We start from the raw sequence: 17,251 nt of genomic DNA, 5'->3' as shown, positions 1-17,251 counted from the left end.
ACAACCCGCCCCAGGACGAGATGAACGATCGCACCTGCATCGTCACGCGCAAGCAAGCCGAGCCGGATGAGCTGATCCGTTTCGTCGTCGGCCCGGATTCGGCCGTCGTTCCTGACCTGAAGAGAAATCTGCCCGGCCGTGGTTGTTGGGTGAGCGCCGACCGCCTACATATCGACAAGGCGGCGGCGAAGAACTTGTTTGCCCGCGCCTTCAAGGCGCAGGTCGTCGTGCCGCCCGATCTCGGCGGCATGGTCGACGGACTGCTTGCACGATCCGCTTTGGGTATGCTTGGCCTTGCCCGCAAGGCTGGCTCGATCGCACTCGGCGCAACCAAGGTCGAGAGCGCGGTGCGCTCGGGGTTGGCGCTTTTCGTGCTCCACGCGACCGAGGCATCCGACGATGGCGTGCGCAAGATCAGTCAGGCGCGGCGGGCAACTGTCCACCTCGGCGGGCCGGCAGTCCTTGCCTACAAACTTTTCTCCGAGGCCGAGTTGAGCTTGGCATTGGGGGTACAAATGTGATACATGCTGCCGTTCTCGCGGGAGACGCGGGCAAGGCGGTTGAGAGGCGCATGGTTGCGCTCGACCGATATCGGGGCGGAACCCCCGACGATCTGGCAATGCTTGCGGCCGTTGCTGACGAAGATGATGCTGCAGAGGATATGGAATGAGCGATACGAAATCGGGCGACGACAAGACGTTGAGTGTTACACCGAAGAAGACCTTGACGCTGAAGCGCCCCGGTACCGAGCAGAGCGTCGTGCGACAGAATTTCTCGCATGGCCGCACCAAGCAGGTCCAGGTCGAGATCAAGAAGCGCAAATTCTCCATGCCCGGCGACAAGCCGGAGCCGGTGGCTGCACCCGTATTTACGCCCAAGCCCGCGGTAGTGGCAGCCCCCGTCGTGCAGGAAGCGCCCAAGGCGCCGCCTCCGCCGCCGCCGGCCGAACGCGGCGGCATGGTGCTGAACGAACTGTCGCGCAATGAAATGGAAGCGCGCCGCAGGGCGCTCGAAGGCTCCAAGGTTCGCGACGTCGAGGACCGCCAACGCGCCATCGAAGAGGCCAAGCGCCGCAACGAGGATGAGGAACGCCGCAAGCGCGAGCGCGAGGAATCCGCGCGCCGTCAGGCCGAGGAAGAAGCCCGCCTGCAGACCGAGGCCGAGTCCCGCCGCCGCGCCGAGGAAGAAGCGCGCCGCCGCGCGCCGCAGGCTGCCGAGCTTGTGGCATCGGACGACGAGGAAGAGGTCAAGCCGAAGCGCACCGCCGCCGGCGCCCCGGTACGCCGTCCGGTTACGCCCGAAGTGGCGCGCCCGGCCAAGCCGACCAAGGCCGAGGAAGACCGTCGTCGCGGCAAACTGACCCTCAACACGGCGCTTTCCGACGAGGACGCGCGCGCCCGCTCGCTGTCGTCGATGCGTCGCCGCCAGGAAAAATTCAAGCGCGCGATGCATAATGAGCCGCGCGAGAAGGTTATGCGCGAAGTGATCCTGCCTGAAACCATCACCATCCAGGAACTGGCGCAGCGCATGTCCGAGCGCGCTGTCGATGTGGTCAAGTACTTCATGAAGCAGGGCCAGATCCTGAAGCCGGGCGACATCATCGACGCCGACACGGCCGAGCTGGTCGCCACCGAATTCGGCCACACGGTCCGCCGCGTCGCCGAGTCCGACATCGAGGAAGGCCTGTTCAACATTGCCGACAATGCCGAGGACCTGGTGTCGCGGCCGCCTGTCGTGACCATCATGGGCCATGTCGACCACGGCAAGACCTCGCTGCTCGACGCCATCCGCAATGCCAATGTCGTCTCCGGCGAAGCCGGCGGCATCACCCAGCATATCGGCGCCTACCAGGTCGAGAAGAACGGTCAGAAGATCACCTTCATCGACACGCCCGGTCACGCCGCCTTCACGGCGATGCGCGCCCGCGGCGCTCAGGCGACCGACATCGCCATCCTGGTGGTGGCGGCCGACGACAGCGTCATGCCGCAGACCATCGAATCGATCAGCCATGCCAAGGCGGCCGGCGTTCCGATCATCGTGGCGATCAACAAGATCGACAAGCATGATGCCGATCCGCAGAAGGTGCGGTCGGAACTGCTGCGCCATGAGGTGTTCGTCGAATCGATGGGCGGTGAAGTGCTGGACGTCGAAGTGTCGGCGACCAAGGGCACCAACCTCGACAAGCTGTTGGAAGCGATCCTGCTGCAGGCCGAAATCCTCGACCTCAAGGCCAATCCGGACCGTACCGCCGAGGGCGTGGTCATCGAAGCCCAGCTCGACAAGGGCCGTGGCCCCGTCGCCACCGTACTGGTGCAGACCGGCACTTTGATGCCGGGCGACATCCTCGTCGCCGGCAATGAGTGGGGCCGGGTGCGCGCTCTGGTCAACGACCGTGGCGAGCAGATCAAGGAGGCGCCGCCGGCTATGCCGGTCGAGGTGCTCGGCCTGCAGGGCACGCCGCAAGCCGGCGACCGCTTCGCTGTCGTCAACAACGAGGCCCGCGCCCGCGAGATCACCGAATATCGCCAGCGTCTGGCGCGCGAGAAGGCAGTGGCTCGCCATGCCGGCCAGCGCGGCTCGCTCGAACAGATGATGTCGCAGCTGCAGACGAGCGGGTTGAAGGAATTCCCGCTGGTCATCAAGGGCGACGTGCAGGGTTCGATCGAGGCGATCAACGCCGCTCTCGACAAGCTTGGCACCGACGAGGTGCGTGCGCGCATCGTTCATGCCGGCGCCGGCGCCATCACCGAAAGCGACGTGTCGCTGGCGGAGACCTCGGGGGCCGCGATCATCGGCTTCAACGTCCGTGCCAACGTGCAGGCACGTGCGGCCGCGGCGGCCGCGGGCATCGAAATCCGCTACTACTCGATCATCTACAACCTCGTCGACGATGTGAAGGCAGCACTTTCCGGCCTGCTGTCGCCGGAACGCCGCGAGACCTTCATCGGTAATGCCGAGATCCTCGAGATCTTTGACATCACCAAGGTCGGCAAGATCGCCGGCTGCCGTGTCACCGAAGGCAAGGTCGAACGTGGAGCGGGCGTGCGCCTGATCCGCGACAACGTCGTCATCCACGAAGGTACGCTGAAGACCCTCAAGCGCTTCAAGGATGAAGTCGCGGAAGTTCCGGGCGGCCAGGAGTGCGGCATGGCTTTCCAGAACTACGAGGACATGCGCGTCGGCGACATCATCGAGTGCTTCCGCGTCGAGATGGTGACCCGGACGCTCTGAGTTCGTATACTGTCGATACGACCGGGCGGTGGTCGAAAGACCGCCGCCCTAACTTTAATGCCTGTCGCCCAAAAGTGCGGGATAAACGACATGCATAGAACAAATATGAGACATGGCGGCACGGTCCCATCCCGCGCCTCACGCTTTCCGGATTGAGAAAAATGCCCCGTCCAACCGCCTCCAGCCCATCCCAGCGCATGCTTCGCGTCGCCGAACAGGTGCGCCATGCGCTGTCGGAAACCTTGCAGCGCGGCGAGATTATCGACCCGCTGATCGAGAACACCGTGGTTTCGGTCTCGGAAGTGCGCATGTCCACTGATCTGAGGGTCGCAACGGCCTTCGTTTCGCCGCTCGGCGCCAAGGACACGGGTGCGGTCATCGACGCGCTCAACAAGCACGCGAAGTTCGTGCGTGGCCGCGTCTCCGGCGCGCTCCGCCAGATGAAGTTCATGCCGGAGTTCCGCTTCAAGCTCGATACGTCCTTCGACAATTTCGCCAGGATCAACGATTTGCTGAAATCGCCGGAAGTCGCGCGAGACTTGGGTACCGATGGCGAAGACAACGACAAGGACGAGAAATAGTGGGGCGCCGCGGCAAGAAGAAGGGCCGGCCGATCTCCGGCTGGGTGGTGCTGGACAAGCCGGTTGGCATGGGTTCGACCGAAGCCGTCTCCAAGATCAAATGGCTTTTCCAGGCCGAAAAGGCCGGCCATGCCGGCACGCTCGACCCGCTGGCCTCTGGCATGCTGCCGATCGCGCTGGGCGAGGCAACCAAGACCGTGCCTTATGTGCAGGACGGCGCCAAAATCTACCGGTTCACCGTCGCTTGGGGCGAGGAGCGTTCGACCGACGATCTCGAAGGTCCGGTGACGCAAAGTTCCGACCGCCGTCCGGCGGAAGAAGATGTCAGGGCGCTGCTGCCGAACTACACCGGCGTCATCATGCAGACACCGCCGCAATTCTCGGCCATCAAGATATCAGGCGAACGCGCCTACGATCTCGCCCGTGGGGGCGAGACAGTCGACATCCCCGCGCGCGAGATCGAGATCGGCCGTCTGGACATCGTCGAGCACGCTGCCGACCACACTTCGTTCGAGGTCGAATGCGGCAAAGGCACCTATGTGCGCTCGCTGGCCCGCGACATGGGCCGCGACCTCGGCTGCTTCGGCCACATCGCCGAATTGCGCAGGGTCGAGGTCGAGCCGTTCACCCAGGAGGATTTCGTCACCGTCGCCGAACTGGAAGCCGCCCGTTTCGGCGAACAGCGCGAAGCTGACGAAGAGGGCGACGCCGATGTTGCCGACGCGCCGATCGACTTTGGCGCAATCGATGCGCTGCTCGTCGACACGGCCGCCGCGCTCGACTGCCTGCCGCAGATTGCCATCAGCGACGAAGCGGCGACCAAGATCCGCCTTGGCAATCCCGTCATCATCCGCGGCCGCGACGCGCCCGTGGAAGCCGAGGAAGCCTGCGCCACCGCGCGCGGCAAGCTTGTCGCCATCGGCGCCATCGAGCAAGGCATGTTCAAGCCGAAGCGGGTCTTTGCCGGCTGACCACTCCCGTCTAGTTTTACGTCGACGTCACATCCGAGGGGCACATGGCAAAGGCTGAGGCGGTGAAGAAGCGGGCGCCGGTGACAACGCGCCGGCCGCCGGTTGGAGCCTCGCCCGGCACGCTGATCGCCGATCCGGCGGCGCGACGGTCCGAGCTGCGGCTGACGCTGATTTCGCCTGAAAAATTCAAGACCATCAACGATGCCAGCATCGACGATCTCAACACCCATTGCGACAACTGGCCGGTCGTCTGGTTGGACTGCACCGGTCTCGCCAACATCCAGCTGATCGAGGAGATCGGCCGGATCTTCAACCTGCATCCACTGGCTCTGGAAGATGTCGTCAACACCGGCCAGCGGCCGAAGGTCGACTTCTTCGAGGACCACGCCTTCGTCGTCATGCGCATGATCGACGACGTCAAGGTGCATCGCTATGAGCAGATCGCGGTGTTCTTCGGCAAGAAATTCGTCGTCACCTTCCAGGAGCGCGAAGGCGATCCGTTCGACCCCGTGCGCAAGCGCATCGCCGCAGCGTTGCCCAACCGCTTGCGGATGCGCGGCGCCGACTATCTGGCCTATGCGCTCATCGATTCCATCGTCGACAGCTATTTCCCGCCGATTGAGGCCGCTAGCGAGGAGGTCGATGGCATCGAGGACGAGATGCTCAACACGCCTCACAAGCATCAGATGCGCCAGCTGCACGAATTGCGGCGCGACGCCAATGTGCTCAAGGGCGTGCTGTGGCCGATGCGCGACACGCTGGCGACGCTGATCCGCAACGACGTGCCCTATGTGAAGCCGGAGACGAAAATCTTCTTCAACGACACGCTCGACCACGCATTGCGGCTGATCGAGCTGGTCGAGAACCAGCGTGATATGCTGACCGGCTTGATCGAAATGCATTTGTCGCTGAGCCAGGCGCGCACCAACGATGTGATCTCTTATCTCACCATCGTCTCGGTGATTTTCATGCCGCTAACCTTCCTGGTCGGTATCTGGGGGATGAATTTCGATCCCGAGAGCTCGCCGTGGAACATGCCGGAACTGAAAGCCTACTATGGCTACCCGGCTTCGCTGCTGTTCATGCTGGCCGTTGCTGTCGGGCTGATCGTCTTCTTCAAAAGCAAGAAGTGGCTGTAAGCTTCAGGTATCAGGGGGATCCTGGATTCCTGAGCAAAGGGCTGCGACGAGCCGGCTTTATGAATGGGCTGGTGTTTTCCAGGGAATTGCCTTATATGCGCCGCAGCATCGCGCCATGTCGCTTTGCTTGCACCGGCCCCTGCTGGACGACATCCCGGCTGAGGGCGACCCGTTTCCTCAAACAGATAAGGAAAAACACGATGTCGATTACTGCCGAGCGCAAACAGGAATTGATGGGTGAATTCGCAACCGCCAAGGGCGATACCGGGTCTCCGGAAGTCCAGGTGGCCATCCTTTCCGAGCGCATCAAGAACCTGACCGACCACTTCAAGGACCACAAGAAGGATAACCATTCCCGCCGTGGTCTGCTCGCTCTCGTCTCCCAGCGCCGCAGCCTGCTTGATTATCTCAAGCGCAAGGATGACGCGCGCTATCAGACGTTGATCGAGAAGCTCGGTCTGCGCCGTTGACGAATTGACCGGCGGGCTTTCGAAGGAGAGCCCGCCGGTCGCGCATTCTGCCAGTCGCATCGATTGGCCAGACCCGGTTTCGAGCGTGCAGAGGCCACTCGAAACCGCCCATGGACGGTCATGGGGCAGGATTGCAGGACGCTCGTGCGCTAACCAGCGCCGAATCTACCCGAGCTTCCCGTTGTCTTGCCCGTGGCTGCCCGAGAAAGGAAGCCAGGGAAAGGGCATCCGCGCACCGTGAAACGGCGCGGCCCTTTCCGCTTACTAAGGACAAGATATGTTCAACTACCACAAAGTGGAAATCGAATGGGGCGGCCGTCCGCTCATCCTGGAAACCGGCAAGATCGCACGTCAGGCTGACGGCGCGGTGCTTGCGACCTATGGCGAAACCAAGGTTCTCGCCACCGTCGTTTCGATGAAGGAGCCGAAGCCAGGCCTCGATTTCTTCCCGCTGACCGTCAACTACCAGGAAAAGACCTACGCCGCCGGCAAGATCCCGGGCGGCTACTTCAAGCGCGAGGGACGTCCGAGCGAAAAGGAAACGCTGGTTTCCCGCCTGATCGACCGCCCGATCCGCCCGCTCTTCGCCGACGGCTACAAGAACGACACCCAGATCGTCGTCACCGTCGTCCAGCATGACCTCGAGAACGATCCCGATATCCTGTCGATCGTCGCCACCTCGGCCGCTTTGACGCTGTCGGGCGTTCCCTTCATGGGCCCGATCGGCGGCGCTCGCGTCGGCTACATCAACGGCGAATACGTGCTCAACCCGCATGTCGACGAGATGCAGGAATCCAGGCTCGACCTCATTGTCGCCGGCACCGCCGACGCCGTGCTGATGGTCGAGTCCGAAGCCAAGGAACTCGGCGAAGAGCTGATGCTCGGCGCCGTCATGTTCGGCCACAGGGGCTTCCAGCCGGTGATCGACGCCATCATCAAGCTGGCCGAAGTTGCCGCCAAGGAGCCGCGCGATTTCACAGCGCCGGACTACTCCGCGCTTGAAGCCGAAATGCTGAAGATCGTCGGCGACGAGCTCAGCAATGCCTACAAGAACGTCGATAAGCAGAAGCGTTACGCCGCCGTCGACGCCGTCAAGGCGAAGGTCAAGGCAGCGTTCGCTCCGGCCGAAGGCGAAGACGCCAAGTACACCTCCGAGCAGATCGGTTCGGTGTTCAAGGAACTCCAGGCCAAGGTCGTGCGCTGGAACATTCTCGACACCGGTTCGCGCATCGATGGCCGTGACCTCAAGACTGTCCGCAAGATCGTCTCGGAAGTCGGCGTCCTGCCGCGCACGCACGGTTCGGCGCTGTTCACCCGCGGCGAGACCCAGGCGCTGGTCGTTGCCACGCTGGGCACCGGCGAGGACGAGCAGTATGTCGATTCGCTGACCGGCATGTACAAGGAGAAGTTCCTCCTTCACTACAACTTCCCTCCCTACTCCGTCGGCGAGACCGGCCGCATGGGTTCGCCGGGCCGCCGCGAAATCGGCCACGGCAAGCTCGCCTGGCGCGCCATCCGTCCGATGCTGCCGAGCGCGGACCAGTTCCCCTACACGCTGCGCGTCGTCTCGGAGATCACCGAGTCCAACGGTTCGTCGTCGATGGCCACCGTCTGCGGCACATCGCTGGCGCTGATGGATGCCGGCGTTCCGCTGGCCAAGCCGGTTGCTGGTATCGCGATGGGCCTGATCAAGGAAGGCGAGCGCTTCGCGGTTCTGTCCGACATCCTGGGTGACGAAGATCACCTCGGCGACATGGACTTCAAGGTCGCCGGTACCGAAGGCGGCATCACCTCGCTGCAGATGGACATCAAGATCGAGGGCATCACCGAGGAGATCATGAAGATCGCGCTGGACCAGGCCAAGGATGGCCGCCAGCATATCCTCAGCGAGATGGCGCATGCTCTGACCGGCGCCCGCCCCGAACTCGGTGAGTTCGCACCGCGCATCGAGGTCATGCACATCCCGACCGACAAGATCCGCGACGTGATCGGCTCCGGCGGCAAGGTTATCCGCGAGATCGTCGAGAAGACCGGCGCCAAGATCAACATCGAGGACGACGGCACGGTCAAGATCGCTTCGTCGAACGCCAAGGAGATCGAGGCGGCCAAGAAGTGGATCCATACCATCGTCGCCGAGCCGGAAGTCGGCGAAATCTACGAAGGCACGGTCGTCAAGACCGCCGACTTCGGCGCTTTCGTCAACTTCTTCGGTCCGCGTGACGGCCTCGTCCACATCTCGCAGCTTGCCAACGACCGGGTCGCCAAGACCTCGGACGTCGTCAAGGAAGGCGACAAGGTCTGGGTCAAGCTGATGGGCTTCGACGAGCGCGGCAAGGTCCGCCTGTCGATGAAGGTCGTCGACCAGGCCACCGGCAAGGAAATCGCCCGCGACAAGAAGGCCGAAGGCGAAGAAAACGCCGCCTGAGTGGTCTGACAATAGAGTTGAACGGGCGCGGCTTATGTCGCGCCCGTTTTCGTTTAAGACCCGTCTACGACATGAGAATCGAAGAATGGCCGCTGAGCCGCTGAAGACACTGTTCCATCCCTTCGAGGCCGAGGGGCTCCCTCTGCCGCAAAAGGGCGAGCGTGTGTTGTTCCTGGGTGCGGAGCCCGGCTTCCGCTTGCCGGAAGGCTTCGAGGCAGAGCTCCATCTTGCACAGGGTTTCCGGCCGTATCTCCGAGCGCTGGAGCGTGCCGGCCACAAGGTAACGCCGCGCGCGGAAGGCGATGCATTCGATGCAGCGCTCGTGCTTGCCGGCCGCCATCGTGGGCTAAACGAGATGCGTATTGCCGAGGCGATCGAACGCGTCACGCCGGGCGGTCTGATCATTGTCGCCGGCGGCAAGGACGAAGGCATCGCCAGCCTGCGCAAGCGCATCGACGAGCTTGTTCCGATCGAAGGGCATCTGCCGAAATATCACGGCATCGCCTTCTGGCTTCGCCGTCCGGTCGATCTGGCGCCTGCGGAAAAACTGCGCGTCGCCAATCCCGCCTTGGTCGTAGAGGACCGCTTCCGCACCGCGCCCGGCATGTTCTCCTTCGACCGGATCGACGCCGGCTCGAAACTTCTGGTCGACAACCTGCCCAAAGACCTGCGCGGCAACATTGCGGATTTCTGCGCCGGCTGGGGTTATGTCGCCGCCGAGGTCGCGGCACGTTCATCCGGTATAACGGGGCTCGACCTTTACGAAGCGGATTTCGACGCGCTTGAGGCGGCCAAGGGCAATATCGGCCAGACAGGCTTCGAGCCCGGCTTCTTTTGGACCGATCTGCTGAGCGAGCCGGTCGAGCGGCGCTATGATGCCATCGTCATGAACCCGCCCTTCCATCGCAGCCGGGCGGCCGAGCCGGAAATCGGCGCCGGCATGATCCAGGCGGCGGGCAAGGCGCTGAAGCCGGGCGGGCGGCTGTTCATGGTGGCGAACCGTCAGCTGCCTTACGAACCGGTTCTGAAGGCCGTCTTCTCCAGCCATGCCGAGCTCGCCCGCGACGGCATGTTCAAGGTTTTCTCCGCGCGCCGATAGGACGGTGCCGGTCGCCTCAATGCATGCTGACGATGCGCGCCGGCTCGTGGACGGGAATGGTCGGTCTGATATCGCCAGGCTTGATCTTGAGCGGCGCCGGCCTGCCGAACAGATAGCCTTGCACCATCTCGCAACCAGCTGCTCGCAAAAGCGTCGCCTGGTTCTCGGTCTCGACGCCTTCGGCGATGATGCCGACGCCGAGCGCCCGCGACAGGCCGACGATGGTAGAGACGACGGCGCCCGAATTAGAATCGGTGTCGATGCGGCTGACGAACGAGCGGTCGATCTTCAGCTTGCCGAAGGCGAAGTCGATCAGGTAGCTGAGATTGGAATAGCCGGTGCCGAAATCGTCGACGGCCACCGAAATGCCCATGTCGGCAAGCTGCTGCAGGATGATGGCGGCGCGGTCGCGGTCCTGCATCATCGCCGTCTCGGTCACTTCGAGCTCCAGCCGCGACGGCTTGATGCCGGTGCTGGCCATCGTGTCGCGCACGATACCGACGAAATCCTTGGTCCTGAACTGGACCGGCGAGATGTTGACGGCAACGAAGCAGTCCTCGGGCAAATGACGGGCATCGCTGCAGGCCTTGTTCAGCACCCAATTGCCGATCGGGTGGATCATGCCGGTCTCTTCGGCGATAGGAATGAATTCCATCGGCGGGATCATGCCGCGTTCCGGGTGCTTCCAGCGGATCAGCGCCTCGTAGCCGACGACACGGCCGGTCGGCAGGTCGAGCTGCGGCTGGTAATGAAGGTCGAAATCGCCACGGTCGAAGGCGATGTGCAGTTCGGATTCGATCCAGTGGCGGTAGTCGGCGACCTGGCCCATGTCGGAATGGAAGACCGACCAGTTGCCCACGCCGCCGGCGCGGGCATTCTGCAGCGCCAGGTTGGAGCGGCGCAGGATGAGGACCGGATCGACGCCATCCTTTGGCATCGCCACGATGCCGACCGACAGGCCGACCGACTGCAGGTGGGAATCGAGCTGGTACGGCTTCAGCATCTCCTCGATCATGGTTTCGACGGTGCTTTCCATGGACCTTTGGAGTTGGTGTTCCCAGACAAGGATAGCGAACTCGCCGGCGCCGATGCGCCCCATGACCGCGCCTTCGGGCATGCAGGCCTTCAACCGCTTGGTGAAGCCGCGGATCAGTTCGTCGCCATGGCTGTAGCCGATGGCGTCGTTGATCTGCTTGAAGCGGTCGATGTCGATGTCGATGAGGAACACCGGCTCACCGGTCCTGATCGTCGCGGACGCCGCGTCGGCAATCCTGCCGACCATCGCCGGCCGCGCAAAAAGCCCGGTCAGCTTGTCGAAATGGGTTTCGTTGAAAACGTAGTCCACCGATTCATCGACGCCGGCGAAGAAGGACAAGGCAGCACCGGCGGCGGCCAGCGCGCATAGCGCCGACGCGATGCCGATCATGGTTTCCGCCTGCATGCCGGCAAAGCCGTCCCCGAAACCATGCCGGAGGCCCCAAAGCCCAAGGATGAAACTGCCAAGGCCCGAACTGGCGACGGTGAGCAGCCGGAACACAGGTGTTCGCTTCGGGTTGCTGACAGCAGGCATTGCTCAGTCCCTGTCGCATGATCCCGAAATCAACTCGACTTCGGGAAATATCAAGCGCAAATTCATAAAGGCTAAAGCATCCTTTGCGCCCAGCAAGAACGCGCAGAGCCCAAGCCCATAGGACTTCTAGCGGATATCTCCTTAAAATGAGTTTCCGCCGATGCATCTAATTTTACTGGTGAGTTAATCGCGTACGCTGTCGGTCTGCTTCAACTCATCCAGGGTTGGCATCGACACGATGTGATAGCCGGAATCCACATAATGGATTTCGCCGGTGACGCCTGACGAGAGGTCGGACAAAAGATAGAGCGCCGAGCCGCCGACCTCGTCGATGGTCACCGTGCGGCGCAGCGGCGAGTTGCGCTGCTGGTAGGAGTACATGTGGCGGGCGTCCGAGATTCCGGCGCCGGCCAAAGTACGCACCGGTCCCGCCGATATGCCGTTCACCCGGATGCCGCGCGGGCCATAATCGTTGGCGAGATAGCGCACGCTGGCTTCCAGCCCGGCCTTGGCGACGCCCATGACGTTGTAGTTCGGCATGACGCGGACAGAGCCGGCATAGGTCAGCGTGATCATCGCGCCGCCTTCGCTCATCAGCGGGGCGGCATGGCGGGCGACCTCGGTGAAGGAGTAGCAGGAGATGACCATGGTGCGGACGAAATTGTCGCGGCTGGTGTCGGCGTAGAGCCCTTTGAGCTCGTTCTTGTCGGAAAAGCCGATGGCGTGGACGACGAAGTCGAGCCCGCCCCATTCCTTGCCGAGCGTCTCGAAGGTGGCGGCGACCGATGCGCTGTCCTCGACGTCACAGGGCACCACCAGAGACGCGCCAAGCTTCTCGGCAAGCGGCTTGACGCGGCGCCCGAATGCGTCGCCCTGATAGGTGAAGGCAAGCTCCGCTCCGTGTTCGGACAATTTCCTGGCGATGCCCCAGGCGATCGAATGATCGTTGGCGACGCCCATGACAAGCCCGCGCTTGCCCTTCATCAGTCCGTCCATGGCCGGCAATCCCCCTACAAAAAAAACGCTGGCCTTATGCGGAATAGCGCTGGAAAATCAGCGTTGCGTTGGTGCCACCGAAGCCGAACGAGTTGGACAAAACCGTGTCGATCCTGGCGTCGTCGATGCGCTTGCGCACGATCGGCATGCCCTCGAATTCGGGATCGAGGTTTTCGATATGGGCGCTCTCGCCGATGAAGCCGCCTTGCATCATCAGGATCGAGTAGATCGATTCCTGTACGCCGGCGGCACCCAGCGAATGGCCGGTCAGCGACTTGGTCGAGGTGATGAACGGCATCTTCTCGCCGAACACCTCTCGGATGGCGCCCATTTCCCGGGAATCGCCGACCGGCGTCGAGGTGCCGTGGGTGTTGATGTAGTCGACCGGCGTGGACACCGTCGCCAGAGCCTGGCGCATGCAGCGCACCGCGCCTTCGCCCGACGGCGCCACCATGTCGTAACCGTCCGACGTCGCGCCATAGCCGACGATCTCAGCGTAGATCTTGGCGCCGCGCGCCTTGGCGTGTTCGAGCTCCTCCAGGATGAGGACGCCCGCGCCGCCCGCGATGACGAAGCCATCGCGATTGGCGTCATACGCGCGGGAAGCTGTCGGCGCACGATCGTTATACTTCGACGACATCGCGCCCATGGCATCGAACAGGTCCGACATCGTCCAGTCGAGGTCTTCATGGCCGCCGGCAAACATCACATCCTGCTTGCCCCACTGGATCAGTTCGTAGGCGTTGCCGATGCAATGCGCCGAGGTCGAGCAGGCCGACGAGATCGAATAGTTGACGCCGTGGATCTTGAACCAGGTGGCGAGCGTCGCCGACGCGGTCGACGACATCGCCTTCGGCACCGCGAACGGACCGATGCGCTTGGGGCTGTTGTTCTTGAGCGTGGTCTCGGCCGCCTCGACGATGGTGCGGGTCGAGGGGCCGCCCGAGCCCATGACGATGCCGGTGCGCTCATTGGTGATGTCGCTTTCGCCAAGCCCGGCGTCGGCGATCGCCTGATCCATCGCGACATGGTTCCAGGCCGCGCCCTGGCTCAGGAAGCGCATGGCACGCCGGTCGATCATAGGGGTCGGGTCGAGCGTCGGCGCGCCCCAGACCTGGCAGCGGAAGCCGTGTTCGGCGAAGGAATCGGAGAAGCTGATGCCTGATTTGGCATCGTGGAGCGAGGATTGCACCTCGTTGGCGTTGTTGCCGATCGACGATACGATGCCGAGGCCTGTGACGACGACCCTTCTCATTCGCAACTCCTTCCAGCGGATGATCCCGAAACCTAGTCGGTTTTCACCGGCGATCATACGCAAAATCAAAATGCCGCAGCGGCGTTGCGTCTCGGAAGAACGCGCCGCTGCAGTGGCGCCGGTCAGGCGGCCGATTGCTTGGACAGCCCCACCTTGAGGTCCGTCGCAGTGTATATGGGTTCGCCGTCGGCCTTAAGCCAGCCATCGGCGATACCGAGCACCAGGCGTCCACGCATGACGCGCTTGAAATCGATGCCGTATTCCACCTTCTTGACCGAAGGCGTCACCATCCCCTTGAACTTCACTTCGCCGGTCGACAGCGCCATGCCCTTGCCCGGCTCGCCGAGCCAGCCGAGGTAAAAACCCGTCAATTGCCACATGGCGTCAAGGCCCAGGCACCCCGGCATGATCGGATTGCCGATGAAATGGCAGGCGAAGAACCACAGGTCCGGTTTGATGTCGAATTCGGCACGGATGAAGCCCTTGTCGTGGGCGCCGCCGGTCTCGCTGATCTCGGTGATGCGGTCGAACATCAGCATCGGCGGATAGGGCAGCTGGGCGTTGCCAGGCCCAAACAGCTCGCCGCGGGCGCAGGCAAGCAATTCCTCATAACCGTAGCTGGATTTCGAACCCGCCATATGTCTCGTCCCCATAATGTCCCGGGCGGTGGGGCGCCCTTGTCGTTGGTTTCCTAACACAATCCCTTTCGGTCCGGAAACCGGCGTTTGCGCTTAACCCGCCCGTCTGCCCGGGTCAATGCGCGCTCTCGCATCGGCCCGAAATCGATCTCGATTCCGGAAAGCACGATGCGACGCCAAAAAAGCAATAGAGCGCACTTAGTGCGTCCAACTGGACGCACGTCGCTCTATTGATCGTATTCCGCCAACAGAATATATGTCGGGAGGTATCCAGTTTCGGTTGATGACGTTTTTTCGCCACTCTGGGCGTGTCTTGAGGCAGAACTGTGGGCTTGGACGGATAGATGGATCTGGGCTGCCGGAAGGAAAATGTCGCTGTGGACAAGCGGGTTCGCGAAGCCGGCCTCAGGCCGACACGCCAACGCATTGCGCTGGCCGATCTGCTGTTTGCCAAGGGCGACCGCCACCTTTCGGCCGAGGAACTGCATGAAGAGGCGGTCGCCGCCGGCGTGCCGGTCTCGCTCGCCACCGTCTACAACGCGCTTCACCAGTTCACCCAGGCCGGCCTGCTGCGCATCCTGGCGGTCGAGGGGTCCAAGACCTATTTCGACACCAACACCTCCGATCACCATCATTTTTACATCGAAGGCGAAAACAGGATCTTCGATATAGAAAGCGGTCCGGTGACCGTCTCCAACCTGCCGGAGCCACCCGCAGGTATGGAGATCGCCAATGTCGACATCGTGGTGAGGCTGCGCCCGAAACGCAGCGTTTAAGCCCCAACCCGTGAAACCTGTCGATTTTGCAATCCGGCTCGAATGGGTTGCGGTCGCGGTCGTGGCTATAGTCGCCTATGCCGCGTCAGGCGTTTCCTGGTGGCTGTTCGCCCTGCTTATCCTGGCGCCAGACCTGTCGATGCTGGGCTATCTCGCCGGGGCACGGATCGGCGCTGTCGCTTACAATGCCTTGCACATATTGATCGTCCCGCTGTTGCTGGCGCTCGCCGGATATGTTCTGGCCAATTCGACGGCGACCGCGATTGGTCTGATCTGGATCATCCACATCGCCGTCGACCGCGCGCTCGGCTACGGTCTCAAACTGTCGGCCGGTTTTCGGGACACCCATCTCGGCCGTATCGGCCGTTAGGCCTCCAGCAATCTCAATTCTTGACGTGCTCGCCGGGATAGGCGCCCCACACCTGCGACTGGGCGATCCAGCCGGTGTGGCCGTCGAAGGTCATTTCGCACCACTGGCCATCGCAGGTTTTGATCGTGCCCGTAACGCCCGGCTCGATGATGGCGATGACGCTGGCGTCCTTGTCGGCATCGTCGAGCAGATTGATTCGGCCCCCCTTGGTGCGCTGCCAGGGGGCGACGATCGCGGTCCGGCGGCCCGACAGCAGCGACTGGTTGATCCAACCCTCCGAGCCATCGGCATCGCGCACGCGCCGCCAGGTATCGAATTCCTGGATGATCTCCATAGGCAGGCCGGCCTTTGTGTACATCCAGTCGACGGAATAGTTGGCGCCGGGCCCAACGCGCGAGTTGACGCGAGCCGATTTCAGGCTGACGAAACGCGGCAGCGGCAGGCCGCTCGGCCCGAGCGTGACCGTCTGCACAGGTGCGGCGGCACCTTGCGCCGCGGCTTGCGGGAAATGCAGGAGAGCGCCGAGAAGCGCTGCGCTGAGGATCAGGCGAAGCGACGCGAAACCAGACACTTTCATTCCTTTCGGCGCGTGCCCTTTGGCCCGGGCGCCCCTTTTTCTTTGTCTTCGGCGGCACCGCTTGTTACAGGAGTGGCAGGCACCGCGACCGGTATTCAGTTTCGCCTGTCTTGGTTAAAGAGGTCTCAACGAGATCGGGTTCGAGGAAACAATGGCAGGCAAAAAACGGCCTCTCGTCGTCATCACGCGCAAGCTGCCCGATCCGGTCGAGACCCGCATGCGCGAACTCTTCGACGCCAGGCTGAATGTCGAGGACCGCCCGATGACGCAGCCGGAGCTGGTCGCGGCGATCAAGGAAGCCGATGTGCTGGTGCCGACCATCACCGACCAGATCGATGCGGCGCTGATTGCCCAGGCCGGCGACAATCTCAAGCTGATCGCCAATTTCGGCAATGGCGTCGACAAGATCGATGTGGCGGCGGCGGCCAAGAAAGGCATTACCGTCACCAACACGCCGAACGTGCTGACCGAAGATACGGCCGACATGACCATGGCGCTGATGCTGGCCGGGCCGCGGCGGCTGGCCGAAGGCGCCAATGTGCTCACCAGCGACAAGAAATGGGCCGGTTGGTCGCCGACCTGGATGCTCGGCCGGCGCATCTGGGGCAAGCGCCTCGGTATCGTCGGCATGGGCCGCATCGGCACTGCGGTTGCGAGGCGCGCCAAGGCTTTCGGCCTGTCGATCCACTACCATAACCGCCATCGCGTGCTGCCGGCGGTCGAGGAAGGGCTGGAGGCGACCTATTGGGAAAGCCTCGACCAGATGCTTGCCCGCATGGACATCATCTCGATCAACTGCCCGTCGACGCCGGCGACCTTTCATCTGCTTTCGGCGCGGCGCCTAGCTCTGCTTCAGCCCACCGCCTATGTGGTCAACACCGCGCGCGGCGACATCATCGACGAGGAAGCGCTGGTCAAGCTGATCCAGGACGGCAAGATCGCCGGCGCCGGCCTCGACGTCTACGAGCACGAACCGGCGCTGAACTCGAAACTGCTGAAGCTTGCCGCCAAGAACAAAGTCGTGCTTTTGCCGCATATGGGTTCTGCGACGATCGAGGGCCGCATCGACATGGGCGAGAAGGTGATCATCAACATCCGCGCCTTCTTCGACGGCCACCGGCCGCCGGACCGCGTGCTGCCGCTACGGACTTGA

Annotated in this window: 15 protein-coding genes and 1 pseudogene; 11 read left to right on the top strand and 5 right to left on the bottom strand. The window is 62.8% G+C overall.

The genetic code is table 11. The annotated features are described in order from the left end of the window. The first annotated feature begins 20 nt into the window (after positions 1-20). From NLY33_RS01910 to NLY33_RS01875, 8 genes and pseudogenes are all read left to right on the top strand, one after another. Positions 21-670, top strand: a pseudogene (locus tag NLY33_RS01910) (RNA-binding protein). Then, positions 667-3,231, top strand: coding sequence for a translation initiation factor IF-2 (gene infB / locus NLY33_RS01905; RefSeq protein WP_023669557.1), 2,565 nt, complete (start codon positions 667-669; stop codon positions 3,229-3,231). Before NLY33_RS01910 ends, infB begins: the two are co-directional and overlap by 4 nt. Positions 3,232-3,392: 161 nt before the next feature. Beyond that, the gene (gene rbfA, locus NLY33_RS01900) at positions 3,393-3,812 is read left to right on the top strand and encodes a 30S ribosome-binding factor RbfA (protein ID WP_023692585.1); all 420 of its coding nucleotides are present in this window, start codon (positions 3,393-3,395) and stop codon (positions 3,810-3,812) included. Next, complete coding sequence (gene truB / locus NLY33_RS01895) at positions 3,812-4,783, top strand: tRNA pseudouridine(55) synthase TruB (RefSeq protein WP_023703480.1); 972 nt, start codon at positions 3,812-3,814, stop codon at positions 4,781-4,783. Before rbfA ends, truB begins: the two co-directional genes overlap by 1 nt. A gap of 44 nt (positions 4,784-4,827) precedes the next feature. After that, a complete protein-coding gene (gene corA, locus NLY33_RS01890) occupies positions 4,828-5,922 on the top strand; it encodes a magnesium/cobalt transporter CorA (protein ID WP_023688739.1) in 1,095 nt (364 codons plus the stop codon). 95 nt (positions 5,923-6,017) lie between these two features. Beyond that, positions 6,018-6,392, top strand: coding sequence for a 30S ribosomal protein S15 (gene rpsO / locus NLY33_RS01885; RefSeq protein WP_280790898.1), 375 nt, complete (start codon positions 6,018-6,020; stop codon positions 6,390-6,392). A 277-nt stretch (positions 6,393-6,669) separates the two neighbouring features. After that, positions 6,670-8,817 (top strand): polyribonucleotide nucleotidyltransferase, encoded by a 2,148-nt coding sequence (pnp, locus tag NLY33_RS01880; RefSeq protein ID WP_023682005.1) that lies wholly within the window; start codon positions 6,670-6,672, stop codon positions 8,815-8,817. Positions 8,818-8,902: 85 nt separating this feature from the next. Beyond that, positions 8,903-9,916 (top strand): class I SAM-dependent methyltransferase, encoded by a 1,014-nt coding sequence (locus tag NLY33_RS01875; protein ID WP_023708182.1) that lies wholly within the window; start codon positions 8,903-8,905, stop codon positions 9,914-9,916. Between the two features lie 16 nt (positions 9,917-9,932). Here the strand turns inward: NLY33_RS01875 and NLY33_RS01870 are convergent, their stop codons facing one another. From NLY33_RS01870 to fabA, 4 genes are all read right to left on the bottom strand, one after another. Then, the gene (locus tag NLY33_RS01870; RefSeq protein ID WP_023688736.1) at positions 9,933-11,486 is read right to left on the bottom strand and encodes a putative bifunctional diguanylate cyclase/phosphodiesterase; all 1,554 of its coding nucleotides are present in this window, start codon (positions 11,484-11,486) and stop codon (positions 9,933-9,935) included. 183 nt (positions 11,487-11,669) lie between these two features. After that, positions 11,670-12,482, bottom strand: a complete 813-nt coding sequence (fabI, locus tag NLY33_RS01865) for an enoyl-ACP reductase FabI (protein ID WP_023669564.1) — start codon at positions 12,480-12,482, stop codon at positions 11,670-11,672. 34 nt (positions 12,483-12,516) lie between these two features. Next, positions 12,517-13,737, bottom strand: coding sequence for a beta-ketoacyl-ACP synthase I (fabB, locus tag NLY33_RS01860; protein ID WP_023699465.1), 1,221 nt, complete (start codon positions 13,735-13,737; stop codon positions 12,517-12,519). Between the two features lie 122 nt (positions 13,738-13,859). Beyond that, complete coding sequence (fabA, locus tag NLY33_RS01855) at positions 13,860-14,375, bottom strand: 3-hydroxyacyl-[acyl-carrier-protein] dehydratase FabA (protein WP_023703479.1); 516 nt, start codon at positions 14,373-14,375, stop codon at positions 13,860-13,862. A gap of 344 nt (positions 14,376-14,719) precedes the next feature. Between fabA and irrA the strand changes: the two genes are divergently transcribed. Together irrA and NLY33_RS01845 are read left to right on the top strand one after the other, a co-directional pair. Then, positions 14,720-15,151: an iron response transcriptional regulator IrrA gene (gene irrA / locus NLY33_RS01850; RefSeq protein WP_023688734.1), complete on the top strand. Its 432-nt coding sequence runs from the start codon at positions 14,720-14,722 to the stop codon at positions 15,149-15,151. A gap of 10 nt (positions 15,152-15,161) precedes the next feature. Further along, on the top strand, positions 15,162-15,521 hold the full coding sequence (locus NLY33_RS01845) for a DUF4260 domain-containing protein (protein ID WP_023703478.1): 360 nt from the start codon (positions 15,162-15,164) through the stop codon (positions 15,519-15,521). Between the two features lie 13 nt (positions 15,522-15,534). On the opposite strand, the gene NLY33_RS01840 is transcribed toward NLY33_RS01845, so the two are convergent. After that, positions 15,535-16,092, bottom strand: a complete 558-nt coding sequence (locus NLY33_RS01840; RefSeq protein ID WP_023703477.1) for an SH3 domain-containing protein — start codon at positions 16,090-16,092, stop codon at positions 15,535-15,537. 157 nt (positions 16,093-16,249) lie between these two features. Between NLY33_RS01840 and NLY33_RS01835 the strand changes: the two genes are divergently transcribed. After that, complete coding sequence (locus NLY33_RS01835) at positions 16,250-17,251, top strand: 2-hydroxyacid dehydrogenase (RefSeq protein ID WP_023703476.1); 1,002 nt, start codon at positions 16,250-16,252, stop codon at positions 17,249-17,251.

The organism is Mesorhizobium sp. C432A (assembly GCF_030323145.1).
Taxonomy (GTDB): Bacteria; Pseudomonadota; Alphaproteobacteria; order Rhizobiales; family Rhizobiaceae; genus Mesorhizobium.
This window is presented reverse-complemented; position numbering and strand designations above follow the sequence as displayed.

What these genes read in the sequence shown, in the direction of transcription:
- infB (WP_023669557.1), top strand. Translation starts at nt 667, where the DNA reads ATGAGCGATACGAAATCGGGCGACGACAAGACGTTGAGTGTTACACCG.
- rbfA (WP_023692585.1), top strand. Translation starts at nt 3,393, where the DNA reads ATGCCCCGTCCAACCGCCTCCAGCCCATCCCAGCGCATGCTTCGCGTC.
- corA (WP_023688739.1), top strand. Translation starts at nt 4,828, where the DNA reads ATGGCAAAGGCTGAGGCGGTGAAGAAGCGGGCGCCGGTGACAACGCGC.
- rpsO (WP_280790898.1), top strand. Translation starts at nt 6,018, where the DNA reads ATGCGCCGCAGCATCGCGCCATGTCGCTTTGCTTGCACCGGCCCCTGC.
- pnp (WP_023682005.1), top strand. Translation starts at nt 6,670, where the DNA reads ATGTTCAACTACCACAAAGTGGAAATCGAATGGGGCGGCCGTCCGCTC.
- NLY33_RS01875 (WP_023708182.1), top strand. Translation starts at nt 8,903, where the DNA reads ATGGCCGCTGAGCCGCTGAAGACACTGTTCCATCCCTTCGAGGCCGAG.
- NLY33_RS01870 (WP_023688736.1), bottom strand. Translation starts at nt 11,486, where the DNA reads ATGCCTGCTGTCAGCAACCCGAAGCGAACACCTGTGTTCCGGCTGCTC.
- fabI (WP_023669564.1), bottom strand. Translation starts at nt 12,482, where the DNA reads ATGGACGGACTGATGAAGGGCAAGCGCGGGCTTGTCATGGGCGTCGCC.
- fabB (WP_023699465.1), bottom strand. Translation starts at nt 13,737, where the DNA reads ATGAGAAGGGTCGTCGTCACAGGCCTCGGCATCGTATCGTCGATCGGC.
- fabA (WP_023703479.1), bottom strand. Translation starts at nt 14,375, where the DNA reads ATGGCGGGTTCGAAATCCAGCTACGGTTATGAGGAATTGCTTGCCTGC.
- irrA (WP_023688734.1), top strand. Translation starts at nt 14,720, where the DNA reads ATGGATCTGGGCTGCCGGAAGGAAAATGTCGCTGTGGACAAGCGGGTT.
- NLY33_RS01835 (WP_023703476.1), top strand. Translation starts at nt 16,250, where the DNA reads ATGGCAGGCAAAAAACGGCCTCTCGTCGTCATCACGCGCAAGCTGCCC.